The 19281-nt window shown below is 67.4% G+C and carries 20 protein-coding genes and 1 riboswitch; of the genes, 14 read left to right on the top strand and 6 right to left on the bottom strand.

Going from position 1 to position 19281, the window contains the following annotated elements; all coding sequences use genetic code 11:
• Window position 1: 1 nt before the first annotated feature.
• The 3 genes from mnmE to BLS74_RS13755 all read left to right on the top strand — a co-directional run bounded on the left by mnmE (window position 2) and on the right by BLS74_RS13755 (window position 2935).
• Window positions 2–1408 (top strand): tRNA uridine-5-carboxymethylaminomethyl(34) synthesis GTPase MnmE, encoded by a 1407-nt coding sequence (mnmE, locus tag BLS74_RS13745; protein ID WP_093107061.1) that lies wholly within the window; start codon window positions 2–4, stop codon window positions 1406–1408.
• 85 nt (window positions 1409–1493) lie between these two features.
• Entirely contained in the window at window positions 1494–1961 is a 468-nt protein-coding gene (locus BLS74_RS13750; RefSeq protein ID WP_093107063.1) for a Crp/Fnr family transcriptional regulator, read from the top strand.
• Between the two features lie 26 nt (window positions 1962–1987).
• Window positions 1988–2935 (top strand): zinc ribbon domain-containing protein, encoded by a 948-nt coding sequence (locus BLS74_RS13755; RefSeq protein ID WP_139191682.1) that lies wholly within the window; start codon window positions 1988–1990, stop codon window positions 2933–2935.
• 25 nt (window positions 2936–2960) lie between these two features.
• Here the strand turns inward: BLS74_RS13755 and BLS74_RS13760 are convergent, their stop codons facing one another.
• The gene (locus BLS74_RS13760; protein WP_093107068.1) at window positions 2961–4946 is read right to left on the bottom strand and encodes a monovalent cation:proton antiporter family protein; all 1986 of its coding nucleotides are present in this window, start codon (window positions 4944–4946) and stop codon (window positions 2961–2963) included.
• A gap of 68 nt (window positions 4947–5014) precedes the next feature.
• Between BLS74_RS13760 and BLS74_RS13765 the strand changes: the two genes are divergently transcribed.
• Genes BLS74_RS13765 through BLS74_RS13780 form a run of 4 tightly spaced genes read left to right on the top strand, consistent with a single transcriptional unit; the run spans window position 5015 to window position 7978 of the window.
• A complete protein-coding gene (locus BLS74_RS13765; RefSeq protein WP_093107070.1) occupies window positions 5015–6016 on the top strand; it encodes a KpsF/GutQ family sugar-phosphate isomerase in 1002 nt (333 codons plus the stop codon).
• Window positions 6016–6564 carry a KdsC family phosphatase gene (locus BLS74_RS13770; RefSeq protein WP_093107072.1) on the top strand — a complete coding sequence of 183 codons (549 nt, stop codon included), beginning with the start codon at window positions 6016–6018 and terminating at the stop codon, window positions 6562–6564. Before BLS74_RS13765 ends, BLS74_RS13770 begins: the two co-directional genes overlap by 1 nt.
• The gene (lptC, locus tag BLS74_RS13775) at window positions 6561–7208 is read left to right on the top strand and encodes an LPS export ABC transporter periplasmic protein LptC (protein WP_093107074.1); all 648 of its coding nucleotides are present in this window, start codon (window positions 6561–6563) and stop codon (window positions 7206–7208) included. The genes BLS74_RS13770 and lptC overlap by 4 nt, the downstream gene beginning before the upstream one ends.
• Window positions 7205–7978 carry an SDR family oxidoreductase gene (locus BLS74_RS13780; protein WP_093107076.1) on the top strand — a complete coding sequence of 258 codons (774 nt, stop codon included), beginning with the start codon at window positions 7205–7207 and terminating at the stop codon, window positions 7976–7978. Before lptC ends, BLS74_RS13780 begins: the two co-directional genes overlap by 4 nt.
• Window positions 7979–8057: 79 nt before the next feature.
• On the opposite strand, the gene BLS74_RS13785 is transcribed toward BLS74_RS13780, so the two are convergent.
• A complete protein-coding gene (locus tag BLS74_RS13785; protein ID WP_093107078.1) occupies window positions 8058–8597 on the bottom strand; it encodes an RNA recognition motif domain-containing protein in 540 nt (179 codons plus the stop codon).
• 246 nt (window positions 8598–8843) lie between these two features.
• Window positions 8844–9029, top strand: a riboswitch (yybP-ykoY riboswitch).
• Between the two features lie 9 nt (window positions 9030–9038).
• Here BLS74_RS13785 and BLS74_RS13790 point away from each other — a divergent pair.
• The 5 genes from BLS74_RS13790 (at window position 9039) to BLS74_RS13810 (ending at window position 12912) form a co-directional block, all read left to right on the top strand.
• Window positions 9039–9605: a TMEM165/GDT1 family protein gene (locus tag BLS74_RS13790; protein ID WP_093107080.1), complete on the top strand. Its 567-nt coding sequence runs from the start codon at window positions 9039–9041 to the stop codon at window positions 9603–9605.
• A 117-nt stretch (window positions 9606–9722) separates the two neighbouring features.
• Window positions 9723–10877 carry a homoserine O-succinyltransferase MetX gene (locus BLS74_RS13795; protein ID WP_093107081.1) on the top strand — a complete coding sequence of 385 codons (1155 nt, stop codon included), beginning with the start codon at window positions 9723–9725 and terminating at the stop codon, window positions 10875–10877.
• Window positions 10878–10932: 55 nt separating this feature from the next.
• Complete coding sequence (gene metW / locus BLS74_RS13800) at window positions 10933–11520, top strand: methionine biosynthesis protein MetW (protein WP_093107082.1); 588 nt, start codon at window positions 10933–10935, stop codon at window positions 11518–11520.
• Between the two features lie 10 nt (window positions 11521–11530).
• Window positions 11531–12127 (top strand): IMPACT family protein, encoded by a 597-nt coding sequence (locus tag BLS74_RS13805; protein ID WP_093107084.1) that lies wholly within the window; start codon window positions 11531–11533, stop codon window positions 12125–12127.
• Between the two features lie 251 nt (window positions 12128–12378).
• Window positions 12379–12912: a bactofilin family protein gene (locus BLS74_RS13810; protein WP_093107086.1), complete on the top strand. Its 534-nt coding sequence runs from the start codon at window positions 12379–12381 to the stop codon at window positions 12910–12912.
• Between the two features lie 12 nt (window positions 12913–12924).
• Here BLS74_RS13810 and BLS74_RS13815 read toward each other — a convergent pair whose 3' ends face one another.
• Entirely contained in the window at window positions 12925–13731 is an 807-nt protein-coding gene (locus tag BLS74_RS13815; RefSeq protein ID WP_244503868.1) for a DUF72 domain-containing protein, read from the bottom strand.
• A 118-nt stretch (window positions 13732–13849) separates the two neighbouring features.
• Between BLS74_RS13815 and BLS74_RS13820 the strand changes: the two genes are divergently transcribed.
• Together BLS74_RS13820 and BLS74_RS13825 are read left to right on the top strand one after the other, a co-directional pair.
• Entirely contained in the window at window positions 13850–15343 is a 1494-nt protein-coding gene (locus tag BLS74_RS13820) for a M20 family metallopeptidase (RefSeq protein ID WP_093107088.1), read from the top strand.
• Window positions 15340–16191, top strand: coding sequence for an alpha/beta hydrolase (locus BLS74_RS13825; protein ID WP_093107090.1), 852 nt, complete (start codon window positions 15340–15342; stop codon window positions 16189–16191). Before BLS74_RS13820 ends, BLS74_RS13825 begins: the two co-directional genes overlap by 4 nt.
• Here the strand turns inward: BLS74_RS13825 and BLS74_RS13830 are convergent.
• Genes BLS74_RS13830 through BLS74_RS13840 form a run of 3 tightly spaced genes read right to left on the bottom strand, consistent with a single transcriptional unit; the run spans window position 16188 to window position 19237 of the window.
• On the bottom strand, window positions 16188–17366 hold the full coding sequence (locus tag BLS74_RS13830) for an MFS transporter (RefSeq protein ID WP_093107092.1): 1179 nt from the start codon (window positions 17364–17366) through the stop codon (window positions 16188–16190). The genes BLS74_RS13825 and BLS74_RS13830 overlap by 4 nt on opposite strands.
• A 10-nt stretch (window positions 17367–17376) precedes the next feature.
• Entirely contained in the window at window positions 17377–17847 is a 471-nt protein-coding gene (locus tag BLS74_RS13835) for a YidB family protein (protein WP_093107094.1), read from the bottom strand.
• A 31-nt stretch (window positions 17848–17878) separates the two neighbouring features.
• The gene (locus BLS74_RS13840) at window positions 17879–19237 is read right to left on the bottom strand and encodes a M20/M25/M40 family metallo-hydrolase (protein ID WP_093107096.1); all 1359 of its coding nucleotides are present in this window, start codon (window positions 19235–19237) and stop codon (window positions 17879–17881) included.
• Window positions 19238–19281 lie beyond the last annotated feature (44 nt).

Here is a 19281-nt window from a genome sequence, read left to right on the forward strand (position 1 = left end):
CATGCTTGCGCGCACCACCGATCCGATCGTCGCCGTCGCCACGGCTTCGGGCCGCGGCGCGGTCGGCATCGTTCGCGTGTCCGGCGCACGGGTGGCGCCATTGATCGAGGCCGTCTGCGCGAGAAGCCTCAAGCCGCGCGAAGCCACCTACCTGCCCTTCCGCGATGCCGGCGGCGCGGCCATCGATCACGGGCTGGCCATCCACTTTCCGGCACCGCACTCCTTCACCGGCGAAGACGTGCTCGAACTGCAGGCACATGGCGGGCCGGTGGTGCTGCAACTGCTGCTCGCGCGCTGCCTGGAAGCCGCCACCGAAACCGATCCCGCGACTGGCCGGCCGCGGCTGGCGGGCCTGCGGGTCGCCGAGCCGGGCGAGTTCAGCCAGCGCGCCTTCCTCAATGGAAAGATCGACCTGGCGCAGGCCGAGGCCATCGCCGATCTGATCGATGCGAGCACCGAGGCGGCGGCGCGCAGTGCGGGTCGCTCGCTCTCGGGCGCGTTCTCGATGGAGATCCATGCGCTGCGCGATGCGTTGATCCGCCTGCGCATGCTGGTCGAGGCGACGCTCGATTTTCCCGAGGAAGAAATCGACTTCCTGCAGAAGGCCGATGCCCAGGGCCAGCTGGTGTCGCTGCAGACGCAGCTGAGCGCGGTCCAGCAGCGTGCGCGCCAGGGTGCGCTGCTGCGCGAAGGGATCAAGGTCGTGATCGCGGGTCAGCCTAACGCGGGCAAGAGTTCGTTGCTCAACGCGCTGGCCGGAGCCGAGCTCGCCATCGTGAGCTCGATTCCGGGCACCACGCGCGACGTGGTATCGCAGACCATCCAGATCCAGGGCGTGCCGCTGCACGTGGTCGATACGGCAGGCCTGCGCGACAGCGCCGACGAGGTCGAGCAGATCGGCGTCGCGCGCGCGTGGGGGCAGATCGAGGGTGCCGATGCCGTGCTCTTCCTGCATGACCTGACGCGCGCCGAGCGGCCGGAATACGCGGAGGCGGACGCCGAGATCATGCGCCTGCTGAGCGAGAAGCTGCCTGCGAGCGTGCCGGTGCTCGATGTATGGAGCAAGCAGGACGCGGCGCCTTCGGCCGCAGCGCATACCGGCATCAGCCTTTCTGCCAGGACAGGGTTCGGCATCGAGACGCTCAGGCGCCGCCTGCTCGAGGTCGCGGGTTGGCAAGCCGTGCCTGAAGGCGTCTACCTCGCTCGGGCACGCCATGTGCAAGCGCTGTCGCGGGTCGAAGAACATATCGCCGTGGCGGCCGAGCATCTGGCGGCGCGTGCGCAGGCGCTGGATCTTCTGGCCGAAGAGCTGCGTCTTGCGCAGAATGCGCTCAACGAAATCACTGGGGAATTCGGCGCGGATGACTTGCTGGGCGTGATTTTTTCCCGGTTTTGTATCGGAAAGTAGACGAAAAGTGTTAGTGCTTGTGACTTCTGTCAGCACAAATTAGAGCGATCGCAGATACTCCAGGACGCACAGCAGGGTTTGCAACATGTCATCGAGCATTCAGGATCTTTGCCGCGCCATTGCGCAGAACACCAGTTACGACGCTTTTGCGCCGGCTTTCAACCCGCAGCAGTGGGAAACGCTGGCCAGCTATCTGCAGCCGTTCGACTTGGCCGCCGGCCAGGTGCTAATCGACCAGGGCGCCAACGATCGCACGATCTTCTTCATCGAGAGCGGCGCGCTCAGCGTGCACCTGATCGGCGACAAGGGCCAGATGCGGCTCGCGATCCTCAATCCGGGATCGGTGGTCGGCGAAGGAGCCTTCTTCTCCCGGCTGCCGCGCTCGGCCAACGTGGTGGCTACGGGCGCCGCCCGCGTCTGGCGGATGACGCCCATCCGCTTCTCGGAAATGTCGAATCGCCAGCCCAACCTCGCGCTGGAAATGGCATTGGCGCTCGGCGCCGTCATCGCCAAGCGGATGGTCAACCGGCCCAAGCGCGTCGCGGTGACTTGAAGCTTTTCGCATCGGAGTCGCTGTAGATGGCCGTGGTGTGCGCTTCCTGTCATACGGAAAACCGTGACGGCGCGAAGTTCTGCAAGGGTTGCGGCCACAGGCTGGTCTCGCAGCCGGCGCCCGGTGCACCCGCACCCGCCGAAGAGCGTCCCTCCGGCAGTGACGGGTGGCCTATCACCGAGCGCATGCCGCTGTCGCCGGCGCCCGCGGCGGATGAAGTCACGGTCGTGATGGGCACGGCGGCCTCCTCGCCGCCGCCACCTGCGCCCAAGGCCGCGCGCAAGCCAAAGCCTATCCCGCGACCACCACCCGCCGTGCGGGCAAGCGCGCCGAAGGCGGCGCTGCATGCAGCCGCACTCCCCGGCGCGCGCAAATCCAATGGCGTCTGGATGGGTGTCTTCGGTGTGCTGATGGTGGCCGTGCTTGCGGCAGGCGGCTGGTACGCGTACGGCCAACGAAGCGCCAGCTCGCCGCCTGCGACGCAGCAGGCCGCCGCGCCGACGCCGGTCGTCGTGCCGTCCCCCGCGCCCGCGCCCGCGCCTGCGCCCGCGCCTGCGCCTGCGCCCCCGCCTGTATCCGCGCCCGTCGCCGAGGCGCCGGCGGCCGAGCCCTCACCGCCGGCCGCTCCCGTTGCGCCGCCGGTGGAGCAAGCCGTGCCATCTCCGCGGGCCGAACCGGCCAAGCCCACGGTCACCGCTGCACCCAGGGCACGCAAAGCTGCGCCGGTTGCACCGGTTGCCGCGCCGCCGCCCGCTGCCGTCGCGCCTGCACCCGTCGTGGCGGCAGCACCGGTTGAACCCGCTGCACCCGCGAGCCCGGAAACGACATGCGCAGGCCAGGGCTTCTTCGGCCGTGCGCGCTGCATGGTCGCGCAGTGCGCCAAGGCCGAATACAGGGCAAGCGCCCAGTGCGATGCCGTGCGGCGCCAGCAGCGGATCGACGAAGAGAAGCGCAATCCGAGCCTGCTCAACTGAAGGCCGGCCTGCGCGGGCAGTGTTCTCAGCCCTTCTGCAGCATCTCGATCGCCACGGCGAGCGCGCCCGGCTTGCCAGAGAGCACCAGCGTGTCGCCGTCCGCCAGCACCGTGTCGTCGCGCGCCTCCTCGGCCTTGCCGTCGCGCCGCCGCAAGCTGGCCACCCGTACGCCCACAGCCTGCAGTGCTGCCTGATCCAGCGGCTGGCCCACCGCGCGCGCGCCGGCGGTGAGCGTGAAACTGTTGAGCCGCTCGTGGTCGAGCTCGTCGGCGTTGTCGTCGTCGGCGCCGTGGAAGTAGCCGCGCAGCAGGTTGTAGCGCGCGTCGCGCTGGTCCTGCACCACGCGGATCACGCGCCGCATGGGTACGCCGACCAGCGCCAGCGCGTGGCTTGCCAGCATCAGAGAGCCTTCGATCGCTTCGGGCACCACCTCGGTCGCGCCAGCGGCCTGCAGCTTTTCGAGATCGCGATCGTCCTGCGTGCGCACGATCACCGGCACCTGCGGCGCATGCGCGCGCGTGTTGGCCAGCACCTTGAGCGCGCCCGGCACGTCGAGATAAGTCACGACCACCGCGCTGGCGCGCGCCAGGCCGGCCGCCATCAGCGCCTGCAGCCGCGCCGCGTCGCCGAAGACCACCGAGTCGCCGGCCGCGGCGGCCTGGTGCACGCGATCCGGGTCCAGGTCCAGCGCCAAGTACGGGATGCCCTCGCGCTCCAGTACGCGCGCCAGGTTCTGCCCGCAGCGCCCATAGCCGCAGATGATGACGTGCTTCGCGGTGTTGATGGTCTTGCGCGCGATCGTCGTCATCTGCAACGACTGCTGCAGCCAGTCGCTCGCCACCAGCTTTCGCACGATGCGATTGCTGTACATGATGATGAAGGGCGTTGCGAGCATCGACAGCACCATCGACGCGAGCACCGGGTTCGCGAGCCACGACGGCAAGAGCTCCTGACCCTGCGCCAGCGTCAGCAGCACGAAACCGAACTCGCCCGCCTGCGCAAGGTAGAGCCCGGTTCGCAGCGACACGCCGGCCGTCGCCCCGAGTACGCGCGCCAGCAACGTGACCAGAATCAGCTTGAAGGCCAGCGGCAAGACGAGCAGCCCGGCGATCAGGGCCCATTGCTCCACCACGATGTGCCAGTCGAGCGACATGCCGATCGTGATGAAGAACAGCCCCAGCAGAACGTCGTGAAAGGGACGGATGTCGGTTTCGACCTGGTGCTTGAATTCGGTTTCCGACACCAGCATGCCGGCGACGAAGGCACCCAGCGCCAGGCTCAGGCCCGCAAGCTCGGTCAGCCACGCCAAGCCCAGCGTGACGAGCAGCAGGTTGAGCATGAACAGCTCTTCACTGCGCCGGCGCGCGACGATCGTGAGCCACCAGCGCATCACGCGCGGACCGCCGTAGAGCAGCACGCCGACCAAGAAGCTGGCCTTGAGCCAGGCGAAGGCGAGCGCCTTCAGCATCGTCTCCGGCGGCGCCCCGAGCGCCGGAATCAGCACCAGCAAGGGCACCACCGCGAGATCCTGGAACAGCAGCACGCCCATCACGCGCTTGCCATGTTCGCTCTCGAGTTCGAGCCGCTCGGCCATCAGTTTCACGACGATCGCGGTGCTGCTCATGGTGAGCGCGCCCGAAAGCGCCAGCGCCGTCGGCCAGCCCAGGTGCCAGGCCGGCGGCAGCCAGGTGGCGAGCCACAACGCGCCCACCGTCGCGATCGCCATCGTCAGCATCACCTGGAGCAGTCCGAGGCCGAACACGTGCTTGCGCATGGCACGCAGCTTGGGCAGGTTGAACTCCAGCCCTATTACGAACATCAGGAAGACGACGCCGAACTCGCCCAGGTGCCGGATGCCCTCCGAGTTCTGCGCGAATGCCAGGGCGTGCGGTCCGATCAGCACGCCGGCCCCGAGGTAGCCGAGCATCGGCGGCAGCCTGAGGTACCGGCAGACGACCACGCCGATTACCGCAGCCAAGAGGTACATCAGCGTGAGATCGAACGAGGACATGGGCCGATGCTACTGAATGTGAACCCCTCAGTTCAGACTGGCGAAGCCTTGACCGATAAAATCCCGCGATGAGCTCCCGCCCCGACCTGGCCTCTGCGGCCGAACCCGACGCGATGCTCGCGCGGGCGCGCATTACTTTCGATATCGAAGCAGAAGCCGTGCTCGGCCTCAAGCAGCGCGTGGGCGCGAGCTTCGTCGACGCCGTTCGAAAAATCCTCGAAGTGCGGGGCCGCGTGGTCGTCATGGGCATGGGCAAGAGCGGCCATGTCGGCCGCAAGATCGCGGCCACGCTCGCCTCGACCGGCACGCCGGCGATGTTCGTGCATCCGGCGGAAGCGAGCCACGGCGATCTCGGCATGATCAAGGCGGTCGACCTCGTGCTCGCGATTTCGAACAGCGGCGAAGTCGAGGAGCTCACCACCATCCTGCCCGTGGTCAAGCGCCAAGGCGTGCCGCTGATCGCGATCACCGGACGGGCCGACTCGACGCTGGCGCGCCATGCCGACATCGTGCTCGACAGCGGCGTCGAGAAAGAGGCTTGCCCGCTCAATCTGGCGCCCACCGCCAGCACCACCGCGCAGATGGCGCTCGGTGACGCGCTCGCCGTCGCCTTGCTCGATGCGCGCGGCTTCGGCACCGAAGACTTCGCCCGTTCGCATCCGGGCGGCGCGCTCGGCCGCAAGCTGCTCACCCACGTGGGCGACGTCATGCGCTCCGGCGACGACGTGCCGCGCGTCGGGCCCGGCGCCAGCCTCAGCGAGATCATGCGCGAGATGAGTTCCAAGGGCCTCGGCGCGACGGCCGTGGTCGATCCCGATGGCCGCGCGATCGGCATCTTCACCGACGGCGATCTGCGCCGCCAGGTCGAGACCGGCGCGGACCTGCGCGCCATGACCGCGGCCGATGTGATGCATCGGGGCCCGCGCACGCTGCGTGCCGATGCGCTGGCGGCCGAGGCGGCCGAGCTGATGGAACAGCACCGCATCACGAGCGTGCTGGTGGTCGACGCCGGCGGCATTCTGATCGGCGCGCTCAGCATCAACGACCTGATGCGCGCGAAAGTCATTTGATGGCGCTCGAATTCAAGGCGGAGGCCTTGCTCGCCGCGCAGGACATCCGCGTCGCCTTCTTCGACGTCGACGGCGTGCTGACCGACGGCGGCGTCTACTTCAGCGAGCAGGGCGAAACCCTCAAGCGCTTCAGCATCCTCGACGGTTACGGCCTCAAGCTGCTGCGTGCCGCGGGCATCACGCCGGCGGTGATCACGGGGCGCGACTCGAAGCCGCTGCGCGTGCGCCTGCAGGCGCTGGGCATCGAGCACGTGCGCTACGGCACCGAAAGCAAGCTGCCGGCCGCCGAGGCCATGCTCGCAGCGCTCGGCCTCGACTGGATGCAGACCGCCGCCATCGGCGACGACTGGCCCGACCTGCCCGTGCTGACCCGCGCCGCATTCGCCGCCGCGCCTGCCAACGCCCATGCCGAGGTGCGCGCCATCGCGCACCACGTGACCGCGGCGCGCGGCGGCGAAGGTGCGGCGCGCGAATTCTGCGACCTGCTGCTCACGGCGGGCGGCCACTACCGGCGGCTGCTGGACGGCGCACGGGGCCCGGCGGCATGAAGGCGAAGGTAGTCTGGAATCTGCTGCGGAACGGCTTCGATCGCCTCACCATCTACCTGCCGATCATCCTGACGGCCACGCTGGCTCTGGGTACCTATTGGCTGGTGCGCAACGCGCCGAAGCTGCTCGAGCCGGCGGCCAAGGAGGCGCCCAAGCACGAGCCCGACTTTTTCATGCGCGGCTTCGTGATCAAGAATTTCCTGCCGAACGGCGAATTGCGCAGCGAGCTGTTCGGCACCGAAGGCCGACACTATCCGGACAACGACACGATGGAGGTGGACCAGGTCCGGCTGCGCTCCGTTTCCCCCGAGGGACTGACGACCCGAGCGACCGCCAACCGTGGCTTGTCGAACGGCGACGGCAGCGAAATCCAGCTCTTCGGCAATGCGATCGTGGTGCGCGAAGCTGCCGTCTCGGCCGGCGGCAAGCCCATACCGCGCCTGGAATTCCGCGGCGAATTCCTGCACGCCTTCCTGGACACGGAGCGCGTCAAGTCGCACAAGCCGGTCACCCTGATACGCGGTGCCGACCAGTTCACGGCCGACTCGCTGGACTACGACAACCTGACGGGCGTCGCCAACCTGCAGGGCCGCGTGCGAGGCCTGCTGATGCCTTCGGCGGCAGCGCCGGGGGCGAAGCATTGACGCGGCTGGCTTTCATCACCGGTGCGTCGAGCGGCATCGGCCAGGCGCTGGCCGCGCGCTTCTACCAAGCTGGCTATAACCTCGCGCTGGTGGCGCGGCGCACGCCCGAGATCGAAAGCTGGGCCGGCTCCGCCAAGATCGATGCCCAGCGCTACCGGATCTACGGCGCAGACGTCGCGTGCATCGACAGCATCGTCGCAGCGGGCGCTGCTTGCATCGCGCACCAAGGTGTCCCGGATGTGGTGATCGCGAATGCCGGCATCAGTGTGGGCATCGACACCGAGGACCGCGGCGATCTCGACGTGCTCGCGCAGACATTTGCGATCAACAACGTCGGCCTGGCCGCGACCTTCCATCCCTTCATTGCCGCGATGAGGGCGCGCGGCAGCGGCCGGCTGGTCGGCATCGGCAGCGTCGCGTCGATTCGCGGCCTCCCCGGTCACGGCGCGTACTGCGCCAGCAAGGCGGGTGTGGTGGCCTACTGCGAGAGTTTGCGCGGTGAGCTGCGCGCCGGCGGCGTCAAGGTCGTCACCCTTTGCCCTGGCTACGTCGACACCCCGCTGACGCAAGGCAATCGCTACGGCATGCCCTTTCTGATGCGAGCCGACGACTTCGCCGATCGGGCCTTTCGTGCGATCGAGGCCGGCGCCAGCTACCGGGTGATTCCGTGGCAGATGGGTGTGGTCGCCAAGCTCATGCGCCTGCTGCCCAACGCCTTGTTCGACCGCGCGGTGCAGGGGCGCGGGCGCAAAAAGCGGCGTGGCGAATGAGCCTGGAGCTGTCTGTCGCATCACCATCAAAAAAGGCTCCCGAGGGAGCCTTTCTTCTGCTGCTTGTGGGGCGCGGAATTCAGTAGCCGCTGTTGCCACCGTTGCCGCCGCCACCACCACCGCCGCCGTAGCCGCCGCGACCACCGCCGCGCGGACCGGCGCCGTACGGGCTGCGGAAACCGCCATCGCCGCCGCCGCCACCGCTGCGGCCACCGCCGCCGTAACCACCGCCGCCGCCGCCGTAACCGCCGCCACCACCGCTGCGACCGCCGCCACCACCACCACCGTAGCCGCCACCGCCGCCGCCGCCGCCATATCCGCCGCCACCACCACCGCCGTAGCCGCCGCTGCGCGGCGGACGGGCTTCCATCGGGCGCGCTTCGTTCACGACGACGCTGCGGCCGCCCATGTCCTGGCCGTTCATGCCCTTGATGGCCGCTTGCGCTTCTGCATCGCTGCCCATTTCAACAAATCCGAAGCCCTTGGAACGCGGGGGGCTGGAGTCGCGCTCCATCATGACCTTGGCGCTTGCCACGGTGCCGAACTGGCTGAAGGCGTTGTGGAGATCATCGTCGCGTGCCGAATAAGGCAGGTTACCGACGTACAGTTTGTTGCCCATCAAGGGACTCCTATAAACACATCAAGAAAAGCGATGGAGTCCCGAGAGCACCACCCAAACGAAATCCGCCGAGTCGCGCGAAACTGACCGATCACCGAATCACCGCCCCGAAATCTGAAGGGAGGCTCGTGCATTATGTGTGAAATGCTTCGAGCGCAAGTAGGAATTTGCCCGCAACCGCGCCGCGCTCGAAATTTTTCGAAAGCTAGCGCACGCTTACGAGCATCCTCGGTGCTGCACTACAATCGTGCGGTCATTGGGGAGTAGCCGCCTTCCATCGCGAGAAGGGTTTGCGTCAACAGACTTGTCCTGCCCCGTGCAGGACATGGCGCAGGCAGTGTTCCACCTGGCGAGACCTTTGACCGTGCAACTTCGGATATGGCCGAAGGCGTTGCACGGTCAATTGCGTCCTCGTCCTTCGGCCCAAGGAACCCCTTTCTCGTGGAAGCTTTTCTCGTTGCGACCGGCGTGGTCGCGCTCGCCGAAATGGGCGACAAGACCCAATTGCTCTCGCTCGTGCTCGCCGCACGGTTCCGCAGGCCCTGGCCGATCGTGCTGGGGATCTTCACCGCGACCGTGCTGAACCACGCACTCGCGGGCGCGGTGGGCAACTGGGTCACGCACACGCTCGGGCCCAATGCGCTGCGCTGGATTCTGGGCGGCTCTTTCATCGCGATGGCGCTCTGGATGCTGATCCCCGACAAGCTCGACGAGGACGATATGCCGAAGGCTTCGCACTTCGGCGTGTTCGGCACCACCGTGACGGCCTTCTTTCTCGCCGAGATGGGCGACAAGACGCAGATCGCGACCGTCATGCTCGCCGCGCGCTACGTGAGCGCCTATGTCTGGGTGGTGCTGGGCACCACGTTCGGCATGATGCTGGCGAATGCGCCGGTCGTATGGCTCGGCGAGCGCATCGTGAAGCGCGTGCCGATCCGCCTGGTTCACGGCGTCTCCGCCGTGCTGTTCCTCATGCTCGGCGCCGCCGCGTTGATCGGCTGGGGCTGAGCCGCATATACTCGTCGGACGCGCCGATTTGCTCCAGCTTGCGGGCGCTTAACAAATGCAGCTAAAGACGGATGCCGGACCCGGCTCGTTTTTGGCGAGGCCGGGTCTTTTTCATTCATGTCGTTGGTCGTCTCCTCGCAATCGATGCCGTTCGCAGGCCCGCTGCCTCTCAGCAGCGGCGCATCGATTGCCAACTACATCTTGGCCTACGAAACCTACGGCACGCTCAATGCCGAGCGCAGCAACGCGGTGCTCGTCTGCCATGCGCTGAACGCCTCGCACCATGTCGCGGGCGTCTACGCGGGCCAGGACAAGTCCGAGGGCTGGTGGGACAACATGATCGGCCCCGGCAAGCCGGTCGACACCGACCGCTTCTTCGTGATCGGCATCAACAACCTCGGCTCCTGTTTCGGCTCTACCGGACCGATGCACGTCAACCCTGTGACCGGGCGCGTCTATGGCGCCGATTTCCCCGTGGTCACGGTCGAGGACTGGGTGCGGGCGCAGGCTGCACTGCTCGATGCGCTCGGCATTCGGACGCTCGCTGCGGTGATGGGCGGCAGCCTCGGCGGCATGCAGGCGCTGTCGTGGGCGCTGCAATACCCCGAGCGCGTGCGCCATGCGGTGGTGATCGCCAGCGCGCCCAGCCTGACGGCGCAGAACATCGCGTTCAACGAGGTCGCGCGCCGCGCCATCGTGACCGACCCCGACTTCAACGGCGGCCACTTCTACGAGCACGGCGTGATCCCCAAGCGCGGCCTGCGCATCGCCCGCATGATCGGCCACATCACCTACCAGAGCGACGACCTCATGAACGAGAAGTTCGGTCGCGCGCTGCGCAGTGCGGTCGAGGGCGAAGTGTCGAGCGCGGACTTTCTCTACTCGACCCAGGAGGTCGAGTTCCAGATCGAAAGCTACCTGCGCTACAACGGCGACAAGTTCAGCGAGTACTTCGACGCCAACACCTACCTCCTGATCACGCGCGCGCTCGACTACTTCGATCCGGCGCGTGCGTATGGCGGCGATCTGCGCGCCGCGCTGGCGCAGGCCACGGCCAAGTTCCTGCTCGTGAGCTTCAGCACCGACTGGCGCTTCGCGCCGGCGCGCAGCCGCGAGATCGTGAAGGCCCTGCTCGACAACCGCCGCAACGTGAGCTACGCGGAAATCGATGCGCCCCACGGACACGACGCCTTCCTGCTCGACGATGTGCGCTACATGAGCGTGGTGCGCTCCTACTTCGAGCGCATCGCGAAAGAGGGAGCGGCCGCATGAGCCACCGGGCCGTTCCCAAGGCGAATACCGTAGCGCGCAGCGCGGAGGTTTTCCAATGAGCGATCTGGACACCCAGCGCGTGATCGCCCGGCTCGTTCCCGAGGGCTCGCGAGTGCTCGACCTCGGCTGCGGCGACGGCGCGCTGCTCGACCTGCTGCAGCGCGAACGCGGCTGCAGCGGCTACGGCGTGGAGATCGCCGACGGCAACGTGCTGCAATGCATACGGCACGGCGTCGACGTGATCCAGCTCAACCTCGACGAAGGCCTCGCGATGTTCGACGACGCCTCCTTCGACGTCGTGCTCCAGATCGATACGCTGCAACACCTTCGCAATGCCGAAGTGATGCTGCGCGAAACCGCGCGCGTCGGCCGCATCGGTATCGTCGCCTTCCCCAACTTCGCGCACTGGCCGAACCGCATCAGCATCGCCCGCGGCCGCATGCCGGTCACGCGACGCCTGCCCTACCAGTGGTACGACACGCCCAACATCCGCGTCGGTACCTTCAAGGATTTCGAGGTGCTCGCGCGCAAGAACCGGCTGCGGGTGCTCGATGCCTTTGGCCTGCAGGAGGGCGCCGAGGTGCGCTGGCTGCCGAATGCGCGCGCCAGCACGGCGGTCTTCAAGTTCGAACGCGAACGCTAGCGGGCGAACGATGCCCTTCACGCTCGCCGCGCCGCAGCACAGCGAGCTGCTCGTCAAGAAGAGCCGCTTCATCGGCTGCGTCCAGCCGGTCGCCGATCGTGCCGCGGCGCAGGCGGTCGTCGATGCACTGCGCAGCGCGCATCCCGGCGCGACCCATGTTTGCTGGGCACTGATGGCCGGAGGGCAATCCGCGGCCAACGACGACGGCGAGCCCGGTGGCACCGCCGGCCGGCCGATGCTGGAAGTGCTGCGACATCACGAACTCGAAGGTGTGCTCGCAACGGTCGTTCGCTACTTCGGCGGCATCAAGCTCGGCGCGGGTGGGCTGGTGCGTGCCTACACCGACAGCATCGCGCAGGCGCTCGCCGGTGCAGTGCTGGTGCCGCTGGTGCGCCAGTGCGGCTTGCAGTGCGCCGTGCCGTACGCGCTCGAAGGCGCGCTGCGCCGCGAGATCGCGGCGGCCGGCGCCACGCTGGTCGAAGTTCGCCACGACAGCATGGTGCACTTCTCGCTCACGCTGCCCGAGCCCCGAGCCGCCGGCTTCATCGCCAGGGTCGACGATGCTGCGCAAGGGCGCGCCGTCTGGCAGCGGGCGATCACGCCATAGAAGTTCGTCGCGCGAGGATGACGACCGTCACGCTCGTGACAATCACGGCGATCAAGATCAGGTCGAACAGCCCTCCTGCGCGCGATTCAGAGGTCTAAAGTGAGGAGCGCTGACATTGTTGACGCGCCCTTCACGCAGACGAAAGTTCCCAACGACGCGTGTTCGAGACGTATTCAGTTACGCTTCTTGCGCAATGAAGTGCGAAGCGCCGTAAGCGCCTTCTTACGATAGCCCTTTTGAGGAGCTCCCCATTGGCCACACAGTCCCCCTTCTTCGGCAAGCGTGATCGCGACGCCGACTCCCTCCCCTCCCGTCCCGCGCCGCTGATGGGTTCCGGCACCAACCTTTCGGGCACCCCGGTCAATCCTTCGAACCTGTCGGCCCAAGCGGCCAATGCGGCAGCGAGCACCGCCAAGGAAGGCGGCAGCAAGCTCACCGTCGGCCCCAACATCAAGCTCAAGGGTGTCGAGATCACCGACTGCGACACGCTCGTGGTCGAAGGCCTGGTCGAAGCGACGATGGATTCGCGTGTCATGCAGATCGCCGAACAAGGCGCGTTCAAGGGCTCGGCCGAAATCGACATCGCCGAGATTCGCGGCCTCTTCGACGGCAATCTCACCGTGCGCGAAAAGCTCGTCATCCACTCCACCGGCAAGGTCACCGGCAAGATCCGCTACGGCAAGATCGTGGTCGAAGAAGGCGGCCAGCTGTCCGGCGAGATCAGCTTCGGCGCATCCGCCGGCAGCAGCAGCAGTGCCAAGCCGGCACTGCAAGCCGCCGCCTGACGCGACTTCAGTTCAGCCCAGGCGCTGAATCAAGGCACCTGCTGCGGCCGGTGCCTTTTCTTTTGCGCCGTTGATGAAGTAGATGAACACGTCGCGCGCCGCGGCAGCCTTCGGCGCGGCCTTCTCGACGCGCGGCAACGCAGCCGGCGAACCGCCCTCGGCCCAGATCTTGGCTGCCTCGGCCCATGCATCGAGCGCCTTCGGCGCGTAGCCGCTTTTCAGTTTGGCGTCGCTCATCATCAGCCGCGCATAGACGAACTCGCCGGTCAGGTCGGCGAAGGACGGAAACTTGTCGGCGTCGGTGAAGACCGACGCGGCCTCGTACTTGCGCGCGAGCGCCAGGTACTCCGGCGTCATGAAACTCTCGTGCCGGACATCGAGCACGTGGTGCAGCGTGCGGCTGCCCTCCTTCTTCGGAAGCAGCGCGAGAAAGCCCTCGAAATCCTCCGCATCGAAAGCCTTGGTGGGCATGAACTGCCAGACGATCGGCCCCAGCTTGTTGCCCAGTTCGGCAATGCCGCTCTCGACGAAACGCGCGATCGACTCGCCGGCTGCCGACAGCTGCTTGCGGTTGGTCGCGAAGCGCGATGCCTTGAGCGAGAACATGAAATCGTCGGGCGTCTCGTCATGCCACTTCTTGAAGGTCGGCGGCTTGAAGCTGCTGTAGTAGGTGCCGTTGACTTCGATCGCCGTGAGCTGCCGGCTGGCGTAGCTCAACTCCTGGCTCTGGGGCAGCCCGGCGGGATAGAAATTGTTGCGCCAGGGCTCGTAGGTCCAACCTCCGATGCCGACGCGGATGCGCTTGTTCGTACTGCTCAAGATCTCGCCTTTCGAAAAAGCTGCCACTCTGAAGCAGCGGCGAGATTAGCCCAAGGCCTGCGGGTTTGGCGAGCTGCGCCCATAATTCGCCACGCCCCTTCTCACACGCGGAGACCCCATGAACGCTCCCCTGCACCGCGAAATGCCCTCTGGCCTGCTCGATGCCGAGCGCGCCTTGTCAGATGTCTCGTCCAAGTGGGACCAGGACATCCTCAGGCAACTCACCGGCTACATCGCGATCCCGGCCAAGTCGCCCGGCTTTGACAAGGACTGGGTGCAGAACGGCTATCTCGAAACCGTTCTTCAGAACGCGGCCAGATGGGTCGAGGCGCAAAAAGTCGAGGGCCTGAAGCTCGAGATCGTGCGGCTCGAAGGCCGCACCCCGGTGCTCTTCTTCGAAGTGCCGGCCACCGGCACCGAGATGAAGGAAACCGTGCTGATGTACGGCCACCTCGACAAGCAGCCCGAGTTCACCGGCTGGCGCAACGACCTCGGGCCGTGGACGCCGAAATACGAAGACGGCCTGCTCTACGGCCGCGGCGGCGCCGACGACGGCTACGCGGTGTATGCGAGCGTGGCGGCGCTGCAGGCGCTCAAGGCGCAGGGCGTGGCGCATCCGCGCATCGTGGGCCTGATCGAAACCTGCGAAGAATCCGGCTCCTACGACCTGCTGCCCTACATCGACGCGCTGCGTCCGCGCCTCGGCGAAGTGGGCCTCGTGATCTGCCTCGATTCGGGCGCCGGCAACTACGATCAGCTGTGGCTCACCACCTCGCTGCGCGGCATGGCGAGCGGAACGCTGAAGGTGGAGATCCTGACCGAGGGCGTGCACTCCGGCGATGCCTCCGGCCTCGTGCCCTCGAGCTTCCGCATCATGCGGCAGGTGCTGGACCGCCTCGAAGACAGCAAGACCGGCCGCCTGCTGCCGGAGAGCTTCCATTGCGAGGTGCCGGCCGAAAGGCTCGCGCAGGCGCAGGCCACTGCAGCCATCCTCGGCGACGAGGTCTACAAGCGCTTTCCGTGGGCGCACTACGACTGCGGCGGCGCGACCGCGTTCGCGTTGCCGACCACCAGCGACCCGGTTGAGGCGCTGGTCAACCGCACCTGGAAGCCGACGCTCTCGGTGACGGGTGCCGAAGGCTTCCCGGCATTGAAGGATGCGGGCAACGTGCTGCGTCCTTACACCGCCTTCAAGCTTTCGCTGCGCCTGCCGCCGCTGGTCGATGCCGATCAGGCGGTGCAGCAGCTCAAGACACTGCTCGAAGACAACGCGCCCTACCAGGCCAGGGTCACCTTCGACAGCAACGGCGGCGCCACCGGATGGAACGCGCCCGGCACCGCACACTGGTTCGAGCGTGCACTCAATGCCGCGTCGCAGGCGCACTTCGGCGCCAATTGCGGCTACATCGGCCAGGGCGGCACCATCCCGCTCATGAACATGCTGAGCGTCGGCTTCCCGAAGGCGCAGATGATGGTCTGCGGCGTGCTGGGGCCCAAGAGCAATGCGCACGGCCCCAACGAGTTCCTGCATGTGCCCTATGCGAAGAAGCTGACCGCGGCGGTGGCCGAGGTGATCGCCGCGCTGCCGGCGGCGCACGCCCTCGCCGGTTGAAGTCGCAGCCCACGCAGAACAGCACGCTGCGCACGCCGGACGGCGAAACGTTGGCCGTCCACGAGTGGCCGCTGCCCTCCGACCTTCCTGCAAAGGCCATCGTCCTGCTGGTGCACGGCATCGGTGAGCATGCGGGCCGTTACCGGCGCGTGGCCGAGCGGCTCAACGACTGGGGCTTCGCGGCGCGTGCCGCCGACCACCACGGCCACGGCGCATCGAGCGGTCCACGCGGCGGCTTGCCCAGCGTGATGCGGCTGGTCGACGATCTCGCGCTCGTGGTCGACGACACGCGGCGCAGCCATCCCGGCCTGCCGCTGGTGCTGCTGGGCCATAGCCTCGGTGGATTGGTCGCCGCAAGCTTCGTGGCGCGGGCGGTCCGCAAGGTCGATGCGCTGGTGCTTTCATCGCCGGGGCTGGATCCGGGCCTCGGCGCGTTCCAGAAATTCCTGATCGCGCTGCTGTCGCGCGTGGCGCCCGATCTGCGCGTGGGCAACGGGCTCGACGACCACTACCTCTCGCACGACCCGGCCGTGGTGCAGGCCTACCGCGGCGATCCGCTGTGCCACGATCGCATCGGCGCCCGGCTCGCACGCTTTCTGGCCGACGAAGGTACGGTCGTTCAGGCGGCCGCGCCGCAATGGCAGGTGCCGACGCTCCTGATCTACGCGGGCGACGATCGCCTCGTGAAGCCTGCGGCCAGCCGCGCCTTCGCGGCCGCCGCGCCGGCTTCGGTGCTCAGCGCCACCTGCTTTCCGGCGCTCTATCACGAGATCTTCAACGAGCGCGATGCGACGCCGGTGTTCGAGACGCTGGAGCGCTGGCTCGGCGAGCGCTTCCCGTCTGCCTAGACGGTCGCCGCCGCTGCTGTACTCCGCTGTCGACGTGCAAGCCACAGCAGCGCCGCACCCGTCAGCACCACCGGCACCAGCGAGCCGAAGTTCAGCAGCCGCCAGCCTTGCGTGGTGACCAGCACGCCCGAGGCGAAGGAGCTCAGTGCCAGCGTCGCGAATATGCAGAAGTTGAGTGCGCCTTGGGCGCGGTCCTTTTCTTCGGCCGTGTAGGCCGACAGGGACAGCGTCGTGCTTCCGGTGAAGAGGAAGTTCCAGCCCACGCCGAGCATGAACAGCGCGATCAGGAACTGATGCAGATCCACGCCAGAGAGTGCCACTGCGATGCAGCCGAGGTTGAGCGCGAGTCCCACGCCCATCACGGGCAGCGCGCCGAAGCGGCGGATCAGGTGGCCGGTGAAGAAGCCCGGCGCGAACATGCCGATCACGTGCCATTCGAGCACCAGCGCGATGTCGCCGAAGGGCAGGCTGCAGATCTGCATCGCGATCGGCGTCGCGGCCATCAGCAGGTTCATGACGCCGAAGCCGAGCGCACCCGACACCGCCGCGACGATGAACACCGGCTGGCGCGCGATCTCGGCCAGCGAGCGGCCGCCGGTGGTCGTTCTCTTGGGCGGCGGAGCGGCAAAGTCGATGAAGTGCATCAGGCCCATCGCGAGCAGCGCCACCGCTGCGAGCGCGAGATAGGCGCCCGCGAAGGGCACGGGGAACCAGTCGCGCGTGACGGCGGCGAGGTTCGGGCCCGCCACGGCGCCGAGCAGCCCGCCTGCCATCACCAGCGAGACCGCCTTTTCGCGCCCGTCAGGAGCGGCCAATTCGGCGGCGGCAAAACGGTAGAGGCTGGCGTTCGCGTTGTAGTAGCCGGCCACCACCGTGGCGAAGCACAGCAACCAGAAGTCTTTCCAGACCGCGGCTTGCGCGCACAGCAGAGCCGAGCCCAGCGCCACCGCAAGGCCGATCTGGAACGAGTGGCGCCGCCCGAAGCGCTGCTGCGTGCGCGCCACCAGGCCGGTAGCGAGTGCGCCGCCGACCACGTAGCCCATCACGGGCAGCGTGGCCATCCAGCCGCGCGGTGCGAGCGCCAGGCCCACGAGGCCGTTGATCGCGATGAAGGTGACGTTGTTGGTCAGGAACAAGCCCTGGCAAACGGCGAGCAGCCAGAGATTGCGCTTCATCGAGACCTGTTCAACCCTTCTGCAGCAGGCCGCTCAACGAGGACAGCAGGTCGTCCTGGTTGCCCAGGCCCTCGGCCGGCACCTGGCCCTTGGGCGTGAGCTGATCGATCAGCGTGGGCAGCAGCGTGGCCAGCATCGGCAGCAGCGTCGCCGCGTTGATGCCGAGCTTTTGCGCGATGCTCGAGATCACGTCGCTGCCCAGCACGTCCTGCAGCTGCCCGCCCGAGATCGGTGCGTTCTCGCCCTTGCCGACCCAGGAGCCGATCACGTCGCCCATGCCGGCCTGCTCGAACTTCGAGACCAGGCCGCCCAGACCGCCCTGCTCGCCATTGTTGGCGAGCAGCCCGCCGAGCGCACCCGCGAGGCCGCCGAGATCACCGAGTCCGCCGCCCATGCCGCCGCGGCTGCCTATGCTGCCGTCCTGGGCCTGTGGCTGTGCACCGCCGAGCACCTGTCCGAGTACCGAATCGAGCAATCCCATGGTGGGCTCCTGAAGTAATGGGGGAGATGGCCTACTTCGACCGCGGCGCACGCTTCGGCAGCAGGGGCTCGCTCACGCCTTGCACGCCGACCAGCCCCAGCACGGTCGCCAGGGAATTCTGCGCGCCCTTCCACCCGTCTGTCATGTCGATCCATTCGGAGAGCGCGTGAAAGCCGCCGGTCTTGCCGCCGCCGCCGATGATGATGGCCGGAATGCCGAGCGACATCGGCACGTTGGCGTCGGTGCTGGCACCGGTCAGCAAGGTCTTGTGGCCGAAGGCGCTGTTCGAACGGACGGCCGCCTCGACGATCGGCGAATCCGAAGGCGTGCGCCCGCCCGGCCGATCGCCGATCAGCTTGTTGGACACGGCGAGCGTCGTCACATTCCAACGCTTGTTTTCCTCCGCCACCGCTTCCTCGATCGCGGCCAGCACCTTCTTCTCGGTGTCGAGCAGCGCGCCCATCTCGTCGGAGCGGATGTCGACCGCCATGCGCGCGTCGGGTGCAATGGTGTTGACCGACGTCCCGCCGCCGACGGTGCCGACGGTGAAGGTGGTCTTCGGAAAGCTGGGCGTCTTGATCTCGGCGATCTTGGCGATCGCGCGGCCCATGCCGTGGATCGCGCTGGGCACCTGGCCGAAGGCGGCATAGCTGTGGCCGCCGGGTCCCTTGAAACTCACTTCGTAGCGATGACTGGCGGTGCCGAGGACCAGCACGGTGCCGTCGGGCGCGGGCTCCACGCCCACCATGCCGTCGATGTCGAGGTGGTCGCGGAAGATGGCCTTCATGCCGCGCAAGTTGCCCAGCTCCTCTTCGCCGACGTTGCCGACGAAGAGCAGGTCGCCCACGGTCTGCACCTTGTTGTCGTTGAGCACCTTGAGCCACGACAGGAGCACCGCGAGGCCGCGCGTGTCGTCCGAGATGCCGGGCGCGTGGAGCTTGCCGTCGCGCTCCTTCACCTTGACGTCGGTGCCGGCGGGAAAGACCGTGTCGAGGTGGGCCGAGACCAGCAGCTTCGGTCCGTTGCCCGTGCCCTTGCGCAGGCCCACCACATTGCCCTCGCTGTCGATGCGCGCATCCGCGAGCCCCAGCGCCTTCATGCGGGCGAGAAAGGCCTCGGCGCGCTTCTGCTCCTTGAAGGGCGGCGCTTCGATTTCGGTGAGCAGCTTGAGGTCCTCGATCGAACGCTCGTGGTCGGCCTTGACCGCATCGAGCAGCTGCTTGACAGCGGGCGCGGCCAGGAGTTGCGCATAGGCCTGGTCGACGGCCGGCTTCACCTGCGTGGGCGTCGGCGCCACGGCCGTGCCTTGCGCATGGACGGCGCCGGCGGCGCAAAGGGCGGCAAGCAGAACGGGCGCGAGGCGCGACGGAACGGAATGGAGGGAAGACATGCGTTGGCGGCCTTGGGCTCGATGGGGTGATGGAGGAAAGGAAG

The sequence above is a fragment of the Variovorax sp. CF079 genome, assembly GCF_900101545.1.
In the GTDB taxonomy this organism is placed as follows: Bacteria; Pseudomonadota; Gammaproteobacteria; order Burkholderiales; family Burkholderiaceae_C; genus Variovorax.

Coding starts and splice junctions, on each gene's coding strand:
- mnmE (WP_093107061.1), top strand. CDS start 2: ATGCTTGCGCGCACCACCGATCCGATCGTCGCCGTCGCCACGGCTTCG.
- BLS74_RS13750 (WP_093107063.1), top strand. CDS start 1,494: ATGTCATCGAGCATTCAGGATCTTTGCCGCGCCATTGCGCAGAACACC.
- BLS74_RS13755 (WP_139191682.1), top strand. CDS start 1,988: ATGGCCGTGGTGTGCGCTTCCTGTCATACGGAAAACCGTGACGGCGCG.
- BLS74_RS13760 (WP_093107068.1), bottom strand. CDS start 4,946: ATGTCCTCGTTCGATCTCACGCTGATGTACCTCTTGGCTGCGGTAATC.
- BLS74_RS13765 (WP_093107070.1), top strand. CDS start 5,015: ATGAGCTCCCGCCCCGACCTGGCCTCTGCGGCCGAACCCGACGCGATG.
- BLS74_RS13770 (WP_093107072.1), top strand. CDS start 6,016: ATGGCGCTCGAATTCAAGGCGGAGGCCTTGCTCGCCGCGCAGGACATC.
- lptC (WP_093107074.1), top strand. CDS start 6,561: ATGAAGGCGAAGGTAGTCTGGAATCTGCTGCGGAACGGCTTCGATCGC.
- BLS74_RS13785 (WP_093107078.1), bottom strand. CDS start 8,597: ATGGGCAACAAACTGTACGTCGGTAACCTGCCTTATTCGGCACGCGAC.
- BLS74_RS13795 (WP_093107081.1), top strand. CDS start 9,723: ATGTCGTTGGTCGTCTCCTCGCAATCGATGCCGTTCGCAGGCCCGCTG.
- metW (WP_093107082.1), top strand. CDS start 10,933: ATGAGCGATCTGGACACCCAGCGCGTGATCGCCCGGCTCGTTCCCGAG.
- BLS74_RS13805 (WP_093107084.1), top strand. CDS start 11,531: ATGCCCTTCACGCTCGCCGCGCCGCAGCACAGCGAGCTGCTCGTCAAG.
- BLS74_RS13820 (WP_093107088.1), top strand. CDS start 13,850: ATGAACGCTCCCCTGCACCGCGAAATGCCCTCTGGCCTGCTCGATGCC.
- BLS74_RS13830 (WP_093107092.1), bottom strand. CDS start 17,366: ATGAAGCGCAATCTCTGGCTGCTCGCCGTTTGCCAGGGCTTGTTCCTG.
- BLS74_RS13835 (WP_093107094.1), bottom strand. CDS start 17,847: ATGGGATTGCTCGATTCGGTACTCGGACAGGTGCTCGGCGGTGCACAG.
- BLS74_RS13840 (WP_093107096.1), bottom strand. CDS start 19,237: ATGTCTTCCCTCCATTCCGTTCCGTCGCGCCTCGCGCCCGTTCTGCTT.